Source organism: Glutamicibacter sp. NPDC090743 (assembly GCF_044769125.1).
Classification (GTDB): Bacteria; Actinomycetota; Actinomycetes; order Actinomycetales; family Micrococcaceae; genus Glutamicibacter.
Map to the genome: position 1 here is coordinate 1,283 of NZ_JBIVXE010000007.1, position 13,459 is coordinate 14,741.

At 62.1% G+C, this 13,459-nt stretch carries 13 protein-coding genes; 9 read left to right on the top strand and 4 right to left on the bottom strand.

The window, feature by feature from the left end:
- From ACIQTS_RS14675 to ACIQTS_RS14715, 9 genes are all read left to right on the top strand, one after another.
- The coding region (locus ACIQTS_RS14675) for a hypothetical protein (protein ID WP_402473759.1) at positions 1 to 1,423 on the top strand (1,423 nt) is incomplete at its 5' end.
- A 48-nt stretch (positions 1,424 to 1,471) separates the two neighbouring features.
- A complete protein-coding gene (locus ACIQTS_RS14680; protein ID WP_402473760.1) occupies positions 1,472 to 2,479 on the top strand; it encodes an HAD-IIA family hydrolase in 1,008 nt (335 codons plus the stop codon).
- A 172-nt stretch (positions 2,480 to 2,651) separates the two neighbouring features.
- Positions 2,652 to 3,440: a TlyA family RNA methyltransferase gene (locus tag ACIQTS_RS14685; RefSeq protein WP_402473761.1), complete on the top strand. Its 789-nt coding sequence runs from the start codon at positions 2,652 to 2,654 to the stop codon at positions 3,438 to 3,440.
- Between the two features lie 74 nt (positions 3,441 to 3,514).
- Positions 3,515 to 4,540: an NAD kinase gene (locus ACIQTS_RS14690; protein WP_402473762.1), complete on the top strand. Its 1,026-nt coding sequence runs from the start codon at positions 3,515 to 3,517 to the stop codon at positions 4,538 to 4,540.
- Positions 4,541 to 4,657: 117 nt separating this feature from the next.
- Positions 4,658 to 6,412 (top strand): DNA repair protein RecN, encoded by a 1,755-nt coding sequence (gene recN / locus ACIQTS_RS14695; RefSeq protein ID WP_402473763.1) that lies wholly within the window; start codon positions 4,658 to 4,660, stop codon positions 6,410 to 6,412.
- Between the two features lie 107 nt (positions 6,413 to 6,519).
- Positions 6,520 to 8,199, top strand: coding sequence for a CTP synthase (locus tag ACIQTS_RS14700; RefSeq protein ID WP_332487349.1), 1,680 nt, complete (start codon positions 6,520 to 6,522; stop codon positions 8,197 to 8,199).
- A 120-nt stretch (positions 8,200 to 8,319) separates the two neighbouring features.
- Positions 8,320 to 8,964, top strand: coding sequence for an NUDIX hydrolase (locus tag ACIQTS_RS14705; protein WP_105659029.1), 645 nt, complete (start codon positions 8,320 to 8,322; stop codon positions 8,962 to 8,964).
- A complete protein-coding gene (gene xerD, locus ACIQTS_RS14710) occupies positions 8,961 to 9,884 on the top strand; it encodes a site-specific tyrosine recombinase XerD (protein ID WP_402473764.1) in 924 nt (307 codons plus the stop codon). Before ACIQTS_RS14705 ends, xerD begins: the two co-directional genes overlap by 4 nt.
- Positions 9,884 to 10,390, top strand: a complete 507-nt coding sequence (locus ACIQTS_RS14715) for an NUDIX domain-containing protein (RefSeq protein WP_332595000.1) — start codon at positions 9,884 to 9,886, stop codon at positions 10,388 to 10,390. Before xerD ends, ACIQTS_RS14715 begins: the two co-directional genes overlap by 1 nt.
- 14 nt (positions 10,391 to 10,404) lie before the next feature.
- On the opposite strand, the gene ACIQTS_RS14720 is transcribed toward ACIQTS_RS14715, so the two are convergent.
- The 4 genes from ACIQTS_RS14720 to prpB form a co-directional block, all read right to left on the bottom strand.
- Positions 10,405 to 10,617 (bottom strand): helix-turn-helix transcriptional regulator, encoded by a 213-nt coding sequence (locus ACIQTS_RS14720; protein ID WP_105659032.1) that lies wholly within the window; start codon positions 10,615 to 10,617, stop codon positions 10,405 to 10,407.
- Positions 10,617 to 11,114 (bottom strand): DUF2975 domain-containing protein, encoded by a 498-nt coding sequence (locus ACIQTS_RS14725; protein WP_402473765.1) that lies wholly within the window; start codon positions 11,112 to 11,114, stop codon positions 10,617 to 10,619. The genes ACIQTS_RS14720 and ACIQTS_RS14725 overlap by 1 nt, the downstream gene beginning before the upstream one ends.
- Before the next feature lie 180 nt (positions 11,115 to 11,294).
- Positions 11,295 to 12,434 (bottom strand): bifunctional 2-methylcitrate synthase/citrate synthase, encoded by a 1,140-nt coding sequence (locus ACIQTS_RS14730; protein ID WP_105659034.1) that lies wholly within the window; start codon positions 12,432 to 12,434, stop codon positions 11,295 to 11,297.
- Between the two features lie 95 nt (positions 12,435 to 12,529).
- Positions 12,530 to 13,459 carry a methylisocitrate lyase gene (gene prpB / locus ACIQTS_RS14735; protein ID WP_402473766.1) on the bottom strand — a complete coding sequence of 310 codons (930 nt, stop codon included), beginning with the start codon at positions 13,457 to 13,459 and terminating at the stop codon, positions 12,530 to 12,532.

Genomic DNA, 13,459 nt, shown 5'->3' on the forward strand with positions numbered 1-13,459 from the left:
GCGTGGCGGTGGCTTCAAGCGTGATGACAACCGCGGTGGCGGTTTCCGCAATGATGACCGTGCTGGCTTCCGTGGCGAGCGTCGCGATGACAACCGTGGCGGTGGCTTCAAGCGTGATGACAACCGCGGTGGCGGTTTCCGCAATGATGACCGTGCTGGCTTCCGTGGCGAGCGTCGCGATGACAACCGCGGTGGCGGCTTCAAGCGTGATGACAACCGCGGTGGCGGTTTCCGCAATGATGACCGTGGTGGTTTCCGCGGCGAGCGTCGCGATGACAACCGTGGCGGTGGCTTCAAGCGTGATGACAACCGCGGTGGTGGCTTCAAGCGTGATGACAACCGTGGCGGTGGCTTCAAGCGTGATGACAACCGCGGTGGTGGCTTCAAGCGTGCCGACGACCGTCGCTCGAAGGGTGAGTACCCAGCACGTGAAGACCGCTTTGCTGATAAGCGCGGTGACGCACCGCGCGCACATAATCCTGGCGATCTTCGCATCTCGAACCGTGCCGATCGTGAACAGTCCCCAGATATCGATGAGGATGTTACCGGTAAGGAGTTGGACCGCGTAGCACGCGCCCAGCTGCGTTACCTCGAAGAGCGCTCGGCAAGCTGGGTCGCAAAGCACCTGGTGATGGCTGGCCGCCTGCTGGAAGACGACCCAGAGCTGGCATACGAGCACACCCTGGCAGCATCGCGCCGCGGCGGCCGTGTCGCGGTGGTTCGCGAGGCCGTTGGCATCGCTGCCTACCACGCTGGCAAGTACGCCGATGCACTGCGCGAACTGCGTACCCACCGTCGTATTTCCGGTTCGGACTACAACCTGCCATTGATCGCTGACTCGTTGCGTGGCCTGGGCCGCCCAGAGAAGGCAATCGAGCTCGCCCAGTCCGAGGAATGCGCCAATCTGGAAAGCGCCGTCAAGGTTGAAATGCAGATGGTTGCTGCCGGTTCGTATGGTGACTTGGGCAAGCTGGATAAGGCTCTGGCTGAGCTGGAGTCGCTGGAACAGCTGAACTTCAACCGTGCCTTCTCCTTCAGCCCACGTTTGTTCACTGCCTACGCTGATCTGCTGTCGGCTGCCGGCCGTACAGAAGATGCGAAGCGCTGGAACGCTCAGGTCGAGGTTGCAGAAAGCGCCCTGGGCATCGAGCGTGAAACCGAATCCTTCATCATGGACCTGGCTCCGGAGATGGATGAGGAAGAGGAAACCCCACGCGCCAAGGATCTGATCGAGCCTTCGGAAGCTGAAGACGCAGATGCCGACGCCGAGGCTGAAGAAGCAGATGCAGAAGCAGAGGCCGAAGAAGCAGAAGAGGCAGAAGCCGACCAGACCGGCATCGACGAGGAAGATGACCTGAACGAAGTCATCGAATCCGACACGGAAGCTGGCGAAGCTGACGTGGAAGAAGAATCGGCGAAGTAAGCTTTGGCGTAGTAGCCAAATACCTCGAGTAGTAGGAACCACCACCGAATGCTGATTTCCGGATTTGATTCCGTCCTCTCCGACTTGGACGGCGTCGTCTATGCTGGCCCGAACGCCATTGACGACGCCGTGGAGTCGCTGAACACCCTCGCGGAAGTGAATGTCACCTTGGCGTTCATTACCAACAATGCTGGGCGTTCGCCGATGTCCGTCGCGGCCCACCTGCGCCAGCTGGGCGTGAAAACCAGCGCTGAGCAGGTTTTGGGTTCTGCCGACGCCGGTGCGGAGATGCTGGCCCGCGAATTGAATCCGGGATCCAAGGTTTTGGTGGTGGGTTCCCCCTACCTGCGCGAATGCATTGCCGTGCGCGGGTTGGAAGTCGTCGAATCCCATAAGGAAGAACCCGTAGCGGTGATCCAGGGGTTCGACCCGGACATCTCGTGGAAGAACCTGGCCGAGGCCAGCTACGCGATCAATCACGGTGCCCAATGGGTTGCCACCAACACCGACCTGACGATTCCGCGCGCCGAGGGCCTGGCCCCGGGCAACGGATCGCTGGTCAATGCGGTGAAACTGGCCACGAGCGTGGAACCACGCGTGGCGGGCAAACCCGAATCCTACCTGTTCGCTCGGGCCGCGGACCGACTGGATTCCCAGCGCCCGCTGGTCGTCGGCGACCGCCTGGATACCGACATCCTTGGCGGCTTCCGTGCCGGGTTCTCCACCGCGCTGGTGCTGACCGGTGTGGACACGCCGCGCACAGCACTGGGCGCACCGGTCGAGCAGCGCCCCAACTACCTCATCAATTCGATGGCTGATCTGTACCGGCCGTACCCGACCATCAAGGTACTGGGCTACGGCGTGCAGGTCGGCGACGCGGTTGCCAAGGTCGATAACGGCGCGATCGAAGTCTCGGGCAGCGACCAGGACCTGAATGCCTGGCGCGCCGCCTGCCATGCCTGGTGGCTGGCCCATCCGCGCCAGTCGGGGCACGAAGAACCGGAAATCCGGTTTACCGAACGCGGGCTCGATGCCCTGCGCAAGATCCGGGGCTAAGCATGCAGCCGCAGAATCCTCTTCCGAGCCCTGGCCCTCGCGGGCCGGATGATGCAGCAGTGGAGCAGGCGCTGTCTTCCCTGGCCGACCATGACATTACCGAGCATGCCGGAATCTATGAGCAACTGCTCGCCGGCCTGCAGCAAGAACTGAATCGTACGGAGCACGGCGCGTGAATCGCCTGGATCAAGAACTTGTCACCCGTGGGCTGGCGCGCTCGCGCACCGAAGCAGCCAAGCTGATCGATGCCCAGCGGGTGCTGCTGAACGGGCAGGCCGCCACCAAGGCCGCCAAGAAGGTTTCCGCCACCGATGAGCTGGCCCTGGTGCCCAGCGAAGGCGAAGAATACGTCTCCCGTGCCGGGCATAAGCTCGCCGGAGCCCTAGATGCTTTTACGACTATTGACCCCGCTGGCCTGCACTGCCTGGACGCCGGTGCCTCGACCGGCGGCTTCACCGACGTGCTGTTGCGCCGCGGTGCGAAATCTGTGGTCGCAGCCGATGTAGGCCATGGCCAGCTGGTCGACGAGCTGCGCGAAGACCCCCGCGTCACGGTCCACGAAGGACTGAACGTCCGCTATCTGGCCCCCGAAGATATTGGGGGACCAGTCGACTTCGTAGTAGCCGACTTGTCCTTTATTTCGCTGCGCCTGGTGATCGACGCCTTGGCCGGGGCCGCCAAGGACGGCGGCTTCCTGCTGCTGATGGTCAAGCCGCAGTTCGAGGTCGGGCGCGAACACCTGAACCGCACCGGCGTGGTCACCGATCCCGCCCTGCGCCGCAGCTCCGTTGAAGCAGTGGTCGCCAGCGCGCAAGCCGCGGGACTGCACCTGCGCGGGCTGGCACGTAGCCCGCTGCCGGGACAGGACGGCAATGTCGAATTCTTCCTTTGGCTTGCCGCAGGAGAGGATCCACAGCCTGCCGATGTTCCACGCATCGGGCAGGATGTTGACTATTCTTAGTAGTGACGTGTTTTAGCCGTGGTCGATAACCACGGTCATTTTGCACCTCGCGATGCTGAGAGGGGCCGACCGCCTTGCGCCGAATCCTGATTTTCACCCATACCGGACGCCAAGAAGCGATCACCGCGGCCATAGAAACCTGCGCCCTGCTCAACGCCGCCGGAGCTATCCCGGTGATGCGCGGCAAGGACCAGCTGGCGATGACTGAAGCGATCGGCGCGGCTGTGCCTTCGGTGCAGGTGCTCGGCGAGGATTGCCAGATCGAGGACGTCGACATGGGCGTGGTGCTCGGTGGCGATGGCTCCGTGTTGCGTGCCGCGGAATTGGTGCGGGAATCCCCGATGCCGCTGGTGGGGGTAAACCTCGGGCATGTGGGTTTCCTCGCCGAAGCTGAACGCAGCGAACTGGCCTCCACCGTGGAAGCGCTGGTCAATGAGACCTACACCGTGGAAGAACGCATGACCATGGAGGTCAAGGTGTGGCTGGACAACGTCTGCCTCGCCGAGACCTGGGCCTTGAACGAGGCCGCGGTGGAAAAGGCCAACCGCGAACGCATGGTCGAGGTCGTGATCGAGGTCGACGGCCGGCCGATCTCCACCTTCGGTTGCGATGGTGTCGTGATGGCCACGCCTACCGGTTCCACCGCGTACTCCTTCTCCGCCGGCGGCCCGGTGGTCTGGCCGGACGTGGCGGCGCTGATCATGGTGCCGATCTCCGCGCACGCACTGTTCGCCAAGCCCCTGGTCATTTCCCCGGATTCGATCATGGCCGTCGAAATGCTGACCCGCACCGATGCCGGGGCCGTGCTCTGGTGCGATGGACGGCGCACCATCGAGCTGCCGCCGGGAGCCCGTGTGGAAGTAACGCGCAGTGACCGCCCGGTGTACATGGCGCGATTGAACACGACGCCGTTTTCCGAGCGCCTGGTCAACAAGTTCGAGCTGCCCATTACCGGTTGGCGCGGTCCAGCGAAGGAAGAGACGCGCCGTCCGGCCACTACGGCACTGCCGGTGATCGGACCAGGCCTGCAAAGCGTCGATCCGCATTACCGCGATGAACCGGGCATTCCCATGGTGGGACGCCCCGAGGACCAAGACTGAATAGCGGCCTCGAAGAAAAACTTTCCACACGCTCGAACATAGTTACGAAAAATAGGGTTCGAACACATATACTAAAAGCGCACGGTACGACTTGAACTCGACATTCGGGAGCAGGCATTGATTCAGGAAATCCAGATATCCAACCTTGGGGTGATCACCGAGGCCACGCTTCCGCTTGGTCCGGGACTCACGGTAGTCACCGGTGAAACCGGCGCTGGCAAGACCATGGTGATCACCGCCTTGTCCCTGCTGCTCGGGCGCCGGGCCGATGCCGGTGCGGTGCGCAACGGCGCCAAGCACGCTCTGGCTGAAGCCGTGGTGCACTTGCCGCCGGATCACCACGTGCTCGATGCCGCAGGCCAGGCAGGCGCATTCATCGAACCAGCGGGGGAGAACAGTGAACTGCTGCTTTCCCGCTCGCTCTCGGCCCAAGGCCGTTCACGCGCCACCATCGGCGGACGCAGCGCCCCTGTCGGCCTGCTGGCCGAGCTGGGGCACGATCTGGTGGCCGTCCATGGCCAATCGGACCAGATTCGCCTGAAAGAGCCGGTGGCGCAACGCGATGCCCTGGACCGTTTTGCAGGTAGCTCGCTGTCGCGCACGCTAAGCAACTACCAGAGAGCCTACCGCCAGTGGCGATCGGCTTCCAAGGAACTGGCGGGGCTCAAAACCGAATCGCGCAACCGCGTCCGCGAAGCAGAGAACTTGCGCCTGGCGCTGGACGAGATCGATTCCTTGGATCCGCAGCCGGGCGAGGACGAAGCCTTGCGCGAGCAATCCATGAAGCTGGGCAATGTCGAGTCCCTGCGCACCGCCGGCCGGCAGGCGCAAGCCGTCATCGACTCCGAGGATTTCGAGAACCCGGGCGTTACCACCTTGGCGGAGACCGCCCGCGGCGTGCTGGCCCAGGCCAGTGACGATGACACTACGCTGGCCGCCTTCGCGGAGCGGGCAGCGGAACTGGGCATTCTCGCCTCGGAACTCTCCAGTGATCTTGCCGCCTACGTTGCCGACCTCGATGAGGAAGGCCCGGAGCGCTTGGCGCAGATTGAAGCCCGCCGTGCCGATTTGAGCAAGCTCATGCGCAAGTACGCACCGAGCATTGATCAGGTGCTCGCCTGGGCTGCCGAATCCCGTACCCGTCTGGAAGAACTCGGTGGGGATGACTCGCGCATCGAGGAGCTGGAAACAGAAGTCGTTGAATTGGAGCACAAGGTGGCCTCGCTGGCCTCGGACCTCTCCGACGCGCGCCGCAAGGCTGCCAAGAAACTCTCCGCGCAGGTTTCAGCCGAGCTCAAGGCCCTGGCGATGCCGGATGCCAAGCTCGTCATCGAGGTGAAGGAACTGGAAGAACCAGGTGCCTTCGGCCAGGACGCGATTTCCATGCTGCTGGCCCCGCATGCCGGAGCCTCGCCGCGACCGCTGGGCAAGGGTGCCAGCGGCGGCGAGCTCTCCCGCGTCATGCTGGCCATTGAAGTCGTCCTAGCGGCGGTCGACCCGGTGCCGACCTTCGTCTTTGACGAGGTGGACCAGGGCGTGGGTGGCAAAGCGGCGGTGGCCATTGGCGAGCGCCTGGCGATGCTGGCAAAGCATGTGCAGGTCATCGTCGTGACCCACCTGCCCCAGGTGGCCGCCTATGCGGATCGGCACATTCGTGTGATCAAGAATTCAGATGCCAAGTCGAAGGCGGGAGCTGGCTACACTGCCAGCGATGTCATCAGCTTGGATCAGGAAGCCCGCGTCAAGGAACTTGCGCGCATGCTCGCCGGCCAAGAGGAATCCGGCACGGCGCAGGCGCATGCTGAGGAGTTGCTTGAAGAAGCGCAGAACCTAGTGTCATCGCTCACCTCCAAGAAAATGGCGAAAGCCTAAAAGTCTTGGTGAGCCCCTGAATTACGGCAATGCTAGGGCATTGGCCGGAGGTGCACTAGAGTCTTATGAGGATGCGAAATATTGGAATGGTGATAGGATGAAATCCCGTGGTGCAGCGTAATTCAACTCGTGATTCTCGGTCGTCTGAAACGACAAAGCATATCTTCGTCACCGGCGGTGTGGCCTCTTCCCTGGGTAAGGGATTGACGGCATCCAGCCTTGGACATCTACTTCGAGCTCGTGGTCTCTCAGTGACCATGCAGAAGCTCGACCCGTACCTGAACGTCGATCCAGGTACTATGAACCCCTTCCAGCACGGTGAAGTCTTCGTTACTGACGATGGCGCAGAAACCGATCTGGATATCGGACACTATGAGCGTTTCCTGGATGAGAACCTTCCGGGTACCGCCAACGTGACCACCGGACAGGTCTACTCGACCGTTCTGGAACGCGAACGTCGCGGTGAATACCTCGGCGATACCGTTCAGGTCATCCCTCACATCACCGATGAGATCAAGCGTCGTATGCGCTTGGCAGCAACCGAACCAGGGGCCGGCAAGTCGGCACCTGACGTCATCATCACGGAAATCGGTGGCACCGTCGGCGATATCGAATCCCAGCCATTCCTCGAAGCAGCACGCCAGGTCCGCCAGGACATCGGCCGCAAGAACGCATTCTTCGTACACGTTTCTCTGGTTCCATTCATCGGCCCTAGCCATGAACTGAAGACCAAGCCTACCCAGCACTCCGTTGCCGCTTTGCGTTCGATCGGTATCCAGCCAGATTCGCTGGTAATCCGCTCGGACCGTCCAATCCCGGCAGAAATGCGCGCCAAGCTCGGCCGTACCTGCGATGTGGACACCGAAGCAGTGATCAACTGCGCCGATGCTCCAAGCATCTACGACATCCCAAAGGTCATCCACTCCCAGGGCCTGGACGCTTACATCGTCCAGACCTTGGAGATGAAGTTCCGCGACGTCGACTGGGCTTCGTGGGATCGCTTGCTCGAAGTCGTGCACAACCCCGCAACCGAGCTGACCGTAGCTTTGGTGGGCAAGTACATCGATCTGCCCGATGCCTACCTGTCGGTCACCGAAGCCCTGCGTGCCGGCGGGTTCGCAAACAACGCCAAGGTCAACATCCGCTGGGTACCAGCAGATGACTGCGCTACCGAAGCAGGGGCCGCCAAGGCGCTTGAGGGTGCAGAGGCAATCTGCGTCCCCGGTGGCTTCGGCATCCGCGGTCTGGAAGGCAAGCTGGGCGCGCTGCGCTTCGCTCGCGAAAACAAGCTGCCAACCCTGGGCCTGTGCCTGGGACTGCAGTCGATGGTCATCGAATACGCCCGCAACATGGCTGGCCTCACCGATGCATCGTCCACCGAATTCGATCCTGAAACCTCGACCCCGGTCATCGCGACCATGGAAGAGCAGCTGGACATCGTTGAAGGCAAGGGCGACCTGGGCGGCACCATGCGTTTGGGCCTGTACGACGCAAAGCTGCTTGAGGGATCGGTTCTGGCTGAGACCTACGGCAAGACCGAGGTTGCGGAGCGCCATCGCCACCGCTACGAGGTCAACAACTCGTACCGCGCGCAGCTCGAAGAAGCTGGCCTGGTCTTCGCTGGCACCTCGCCAGATGGCAACCTGGTCGAGTTCGTTGAACTGCCAAGGGAAGTACACCCGTACTACGTTTCGACGCAGGCTCACCCTGAGCTCTCCAGCCGCCCGACTCGCCCGCACCCGCTGTTTGCAGGTCTGGTCGAGGCAGCTCTGGAGCTGCGCAAGTAAGTAATACAGCTTGCCGGAGGTAAAACTCTGAAGGCACTGCGCGCCGGTCGTTACTGACCGGCGCGTAGCTGTTTAAGCTGGAGAATACCGACCAGCTTTTTCTACCGAAGGACGATCCTCGTGCCGCTGCATCCTATAGCCGATGAATTCTCACCACGTGAATTGCTGAACCGTGAAACCGTGTACGAGGGACGGATCTGGGACGTCATCCATGACACGGTGAAGCTCTCCGAATCCGGGGCGACCATTGAACGCGATTACATCAACCACCCCGGTGCTGTATGCGTTCTGGTCATGGATGCTGAAGAACGCATCTTGATGGTCAACCAGTACCGCCACCCGGTAGGCATGCGGCTGTGGGAAATCCCTGCCGGGCTGCTCGATGTGGCTGGAGAACCACCTTTGGAAGCTGCCAAGCGCGAATTATGGGAAGAAGCGGATCGTACCGCCGAGCACTGGTCGATCCTCACCGATGTCTTCTTGAGCCCGGGCTCCTCGGCCGAGGCAGTGCGAGTCTACCTCGCGCGCGATGCGAAACTGGTTGCCGCCGATCAGCGCCATGAGCGTACCGAGGAGGAAGCTGAAATGATCAGCACCTGGGTGCCGCTGGAGGAAGCCGTCGCAGCCGTGCTGGCAGGCAAGATCCATAATCCCACCGCGACAATCGCGATCCTTGCCGCTCATGCAGCCCGTACCAGCAAGTACTTGGACCTGCGCGATGCGAACGAGCCATTCGATGTGCACCCATACCTGCGCGAAGGATGAGCGACCACTTCGAGACCCCGCTCAAGCGCTACCTGCAGCATCTGGCGATCGAGCGCGGGCTGGCCGAGAATACACTGGCTTCCTACCGGAGGGATCTGCTTCGCTACGTTGAAGCGCTGCAGGCAGCCGGTGTCGCGCAACCGCAGCAGATTACCGAGCTGGCCATCAGCGGCTACCTGCAGGAACTATCCCGCGGAGACGAGGAGCATAAGCCGTTGAGCGCTCGCTCGGTCGCACGTCATTCGGTAGCCATCCGTCAACTGCACAAGTATTGGGAGCTTGAAGGGATTTGCGCGCCTAATCCGGCCCGCGAGATCCAGCCCCCCGCCATCGGGCAATCCCTGCCCAAAGCGATTTCCATAGATCAGGTCACCAGGATCCTCGAATCGGTGAGCATCGAAACCCCTGCCGGGTTGAGGGATCGCGCGATTCTGGAATTCTTGTACTCCACCGGTGCGCGCATTTCCGAAGTCGTGGACCTGGACGTCGATGACCTGCACTTTGCCGACGATGCCGTTGTGCGCTTGTTCGGCAAGGGATCCAAGGAGCGGGTCGTTCCGGTGGGCGGTTATGCCCAGCGTGCGGTGAGCGATTATCTGGTGCGTGCCCGTCCCGGGCTAGCCGCCAAGGGCAAGGGAACTCCAGCGTTGTTCCTGAACCAGCGCGGGGGACGGCTTTCCCGCCAATCGGTGTGGCTGTTGCTTTCGAAGGCCGCTGAGCGCGCCGGGGTTTCCACCGAGGTTTCTCCGCATACGCTGCGCCATTCCTTCGCCACTCATTTGCTGGAGGGCGGCGCGGATGTGCGTGTTGTCCAGGAGTTGCTGGGACATGCATCGGTCACCACCACGCAGATCTACACCAAGGTCACCGTGGATTCGCTGCGTGAGGCCTACCAGCTGGCCCACCCGAGGGTGAACTAGTGGTCGCCGGCCACCAGGTGCGTTCTGCCAAGCAGGTAGCCCTCGTGGCGCTGCTGCAGGAGCGCGAAGGACGGCTGCACGTGTTGCTCGGACGCAAGCGTCGCGGATTCGGCAAGGGCAATATCGTGTTGCCTGGCGGCAAGATCGAGCAGGGAGAGAGCGCGCGGCAAGCGGCCATCCGGGAATTCTCCGAGGAAACCGGACTGCTCCTCGCTCCGGAGGAGCTGGAGCCTGCGGCGCAGGTCAATTTCCGGTTCCCCGCCCAGCCGGCAGCCGACATGGAATGCGCCACCTTCATTGCCTGGAAGGCATCGGGCCAGCTGCACATCACCGAGGAGCTCGAGCCGCTGTGGGCCGATCCGGCGGCCTTGCCCTTGGAGCAGATGTGGCAGGATTCCCCGTTGTGGCTGCCGCAACTCGTAGCCGGCGGGAAATTTACCGTCGAGATCGTGCTGGCGCAGGACAACACCTCGGTGCAGAGCATCAGCTTCGAGAACTGGGACTAGCCAGCGAGCTGCATCTAGTCCTGTTCGGTTTCGAAGATCAAAAGGTCGCCGGGTTGGCATTCCAATTCCCGGCAGAGGGCTTCAAGGGTGCTGAAACGTACGGCCTTGGCGCGCCCGTTCTTGAGCACCGCGAGGTTGGCCGGGGTAATGCCGATGCGTTCGGCCAACTCGCCGACGGCCATTTTGCGGCGGGCCAGCATCACGTCTATATCTACGCGGATTCCCATTAAATCACGCCGCCCAGTTCGGTACGGAGCGCATCGGCTTGGGCTTCGGTCATCGCCGCTTGTGCGAGCAACTGCCGCAGTACGAGCACGATGATGCTGATGCCGATCATCAGCACCCCGGCTCCACCAACAAGAAGCACGACTCCGGGTGCAATTTCCGTGCTGGCGGCGAAGATCGCTCCGAGGGCAAAAGTGGATAGGGCGCCGATCGTGAAGGCAATGATGATCGGCGTTACATAGCCCAGGGAAGCGGGATCGAAAACGGTGCCGCGTTTAACTCTCGTGGCTAGTTTCCACACGCTGTAGACGCAGGTTTCAATGATGAGCCCGGTGAGAAGCAAGTAGCCGAGGAAAGAGGCTTGAAAGAACTTGTCGGTGCCGTTGCTCGGCGACTCGTGGATCAAGATCATCGGGATCATGAACAGCTGCACAAAAAGCGTGCCGGCCAGGATCACGGCCAGAACTACCTTCAAACCGATAATGCTGAATTTTCCCATGGCAATAGACCTTATCGTTCTTCGGAATGTATCTATCGTTAAACGATAGGCCCATTGGCCTGGGACTGCAACTTCGGGCAACGACGGCAAGCCGATGCCGTTCCGCAGCTGGCACGGCAATGGCCACGGGCTGGCACGGCTGTGCCATACCCGCGGCCAATACCGGGAGTCGAAGTGTGTCTACAGCGAGCGCTGCTCCACGCCGTTATAAGCCGAAAGCGGGCGGATCAACGCATTGGCTGCGCGCTGCTCGAAGATGTGGCTGGTCCAGCCGGTGATGCGTGCCGCGATGAAGATCGGGGTGAACATCTCGGTGTCGAAGCCCATCAGATGATAGGTAGGGCCGGCCGGGTAGTCGAGGTTCGGCTTGATGGACTTGGCCTCGTCCATGGCTGCCTCCAGGCCGTCGTACAAGCCCAGCATCTCATGGCGGCCGTAGTGCTCGATCATGCGATCCAGCGCGGCCTTCATGGTTGGCACGCGTGAGTCGCCGTGCTTGTAGACGCGGTGGCCGAAGCCCATGACCTTCTTCTTGGCGGCCAGTGCCTCTTCCATCCACGACTTGGCGCGCTTGGCTGCATCCTCGCGGGATTCTTCCTTGTCGATGCCGATCTCGTTGAAGGTATGCATGACAGCTTCGTTGGCGCCGCCGTGCAGGGGGCCCTTCAGTGCGCCGATCGCCCCGGTGACAGCCGAGTGCAGGTCGGAGAGGGTCGAGGTGATCACGCGCGCGGTGAAGGTCGAAGCGTTGAAGGAGTGCTCGGCATAGAGCACCATCGATACGCGGAACGCGTCGACAACCTCGGGGGCTGCTTCTTCGCCGAAGGCCATCCACAGGAAGTTCGAGGAGTAATCCAGATCTCCGCGCGGAGCGACCGCGTCCTGGCCGCGGCGGCGGCGCTGGTCGTAGGCAACCACCGCCGGGAAGGCCGCGAACAGCTCCTTGGCCTTGAGCAGCTCCGCCTCGGGGGAGGAGTTCTCGGCCTCGGGGTGGTTGGCGCCGATTACCGAGACGGCGGTACGGCCCACATCCATGGGATGGCAGTCAGCTGGCAGCAGGTCGATGGCGGCCTTCACCCGCGGGTCCAGCGCGCGGTTGGCCCGCTCGAAAGCGCTGAACTCGGTCAGTTCGCTTTGCGTTGGCAGCTCGCCGGTCCAGAGCAGCAAGGCGACCTCTTCGAAGGACTTGTTCGCGGCCAGGTCCTGGACCGGGTAGCCGCGGTAGAGCAGCGAGTTGGTGTCTGGATTGACCTTGGAGACGGCGGTGTAGTCAACGACGACGCCTGCTAGGCCCTTCTTGATTTCCTCGGTGGCAGTCATTCTTGCTCCTCTTCATTGCCGGAGAATAATAATGCTTTGGGTCGCGCCGGCCGGCGGGTGCCGGCCGGCGCAGGGGGTAGTAGGTGCTTGCGAGCCTAGAGGTTCGCGCTGTTGGAATCAATGTCCAGGGTTGGGACCTGGAAGTTGAAGATTCCGGTGTCGAAGCGGTTGTAGGCCTCGTAGTCCACGAGCTCGTACAAACGTGACCTGGTCAACATGTTATCCACTTCACGTGCCTGGGTGCCATCCTCGCTGATGGCATCCAGTACGCGTTCAGCCGCGCCCATGGCGCTACGCAGCAAGGTGACCGGATAGATGATCAGCGCGACGCCTGCATCGGCCAGTTCCTGGCGGTTGAACAGCTCGGACTTGCCGAACTCGGTCATGTTCGCCAGTACCGGCACGTCGACCGCATTGCATACTGCCTCGAATTCGGCGACGTTCTTCATCGCCTCCGGGAAGATCGCGTCGGCACCAGCATCGACCATCGCCTTGGCGCGGTCGATCGCCGCATCCAGGCCCTCGACCGCACGGATATCGGTGCGGGCCATGATCAGGAAGTTCTCATCGATGCGTGCATCAGCGGCAGCGGCGATGCGCTTGAGCATGGTCTCGGTGTCCACCACGTTTTTGCCATCCAGGTGCCCGCAACGCTTCGGGTTGAACTGGTCCTCGATGTGGCAGCCGGCCAGGCCGGCGTATTCGAGTTCCTGGATGGTGCGGGCCACATTCATCGGCTCGCCGAATCCGGTATCGGCATCCACGATCGCCGGCAGGTCCGACATGCGCGCGATCTGCCCGGCGCGGGTTGCTACCTCGGTCAGCGAGGTCAGGCCGATATCCGGAAGGCCCAGATCGTTGGCCAGGACCGCGCCGGAGATGTAGATTCCGTCGAACTGCTTCTCGCTGATCAGCTTGGCTGAGAGCGGGTTGAAGGCTCCGGGGAACTGGCGCGCAGCTCCCGGGGTGAGCATCTCGCGCAGCGCAAGGCGCTTTTCTGCGGGGGTTTTGGTTGAGTACAACAT

Excerpts from the sequence above, each read along its gene's own strand:
- ACIQTS_RS14680 (WP_402473760.1), top strand. The coding sequence starts at position 1,472 with ATGCTGATTTCCGGATTTGATTCCGTCCTCTCCGACTTGGACGGCGTC.
- xerD (WP_402473764.1), top strand. The coding sequence starts at position 8,961 with ATGAGCGACCACTTCGAGACCCCGCTCAAGCGCTACCTGCAGCATCTG.
- ACIQTS_RS14720 (WP_105659032.1), bottom strand. The coding sequence starts at position 10,617 with ATGGGAATCCGCGTAGATATAGACGTGATGCTGGCCCGCCGCAAAATG.
- ACIQTS_RS14725 (WP_402473765.1), bottom strand. The coding sequence starts at position 11,114 with ATGGGAAAATTCAGCATTATCGGTTTGAAGGTAGTTCTGGCCGTGATC.
- ACIQTS_RS14730 (WP_105659034.1), bottom strand. The coding sequence starts at position 12,434 with ATGACTGCCACCGAGGAAATCAAGAAGGGCCTAGCAGGCGTCGTCGTT.
- prpB (WP_402473766.1), bottom strand. The coding sequence starts at position 13,459 with ATGTTGTACTCAACCAAAACCCCCGCAGAAAAGCGCCTTGCGCTGCGC.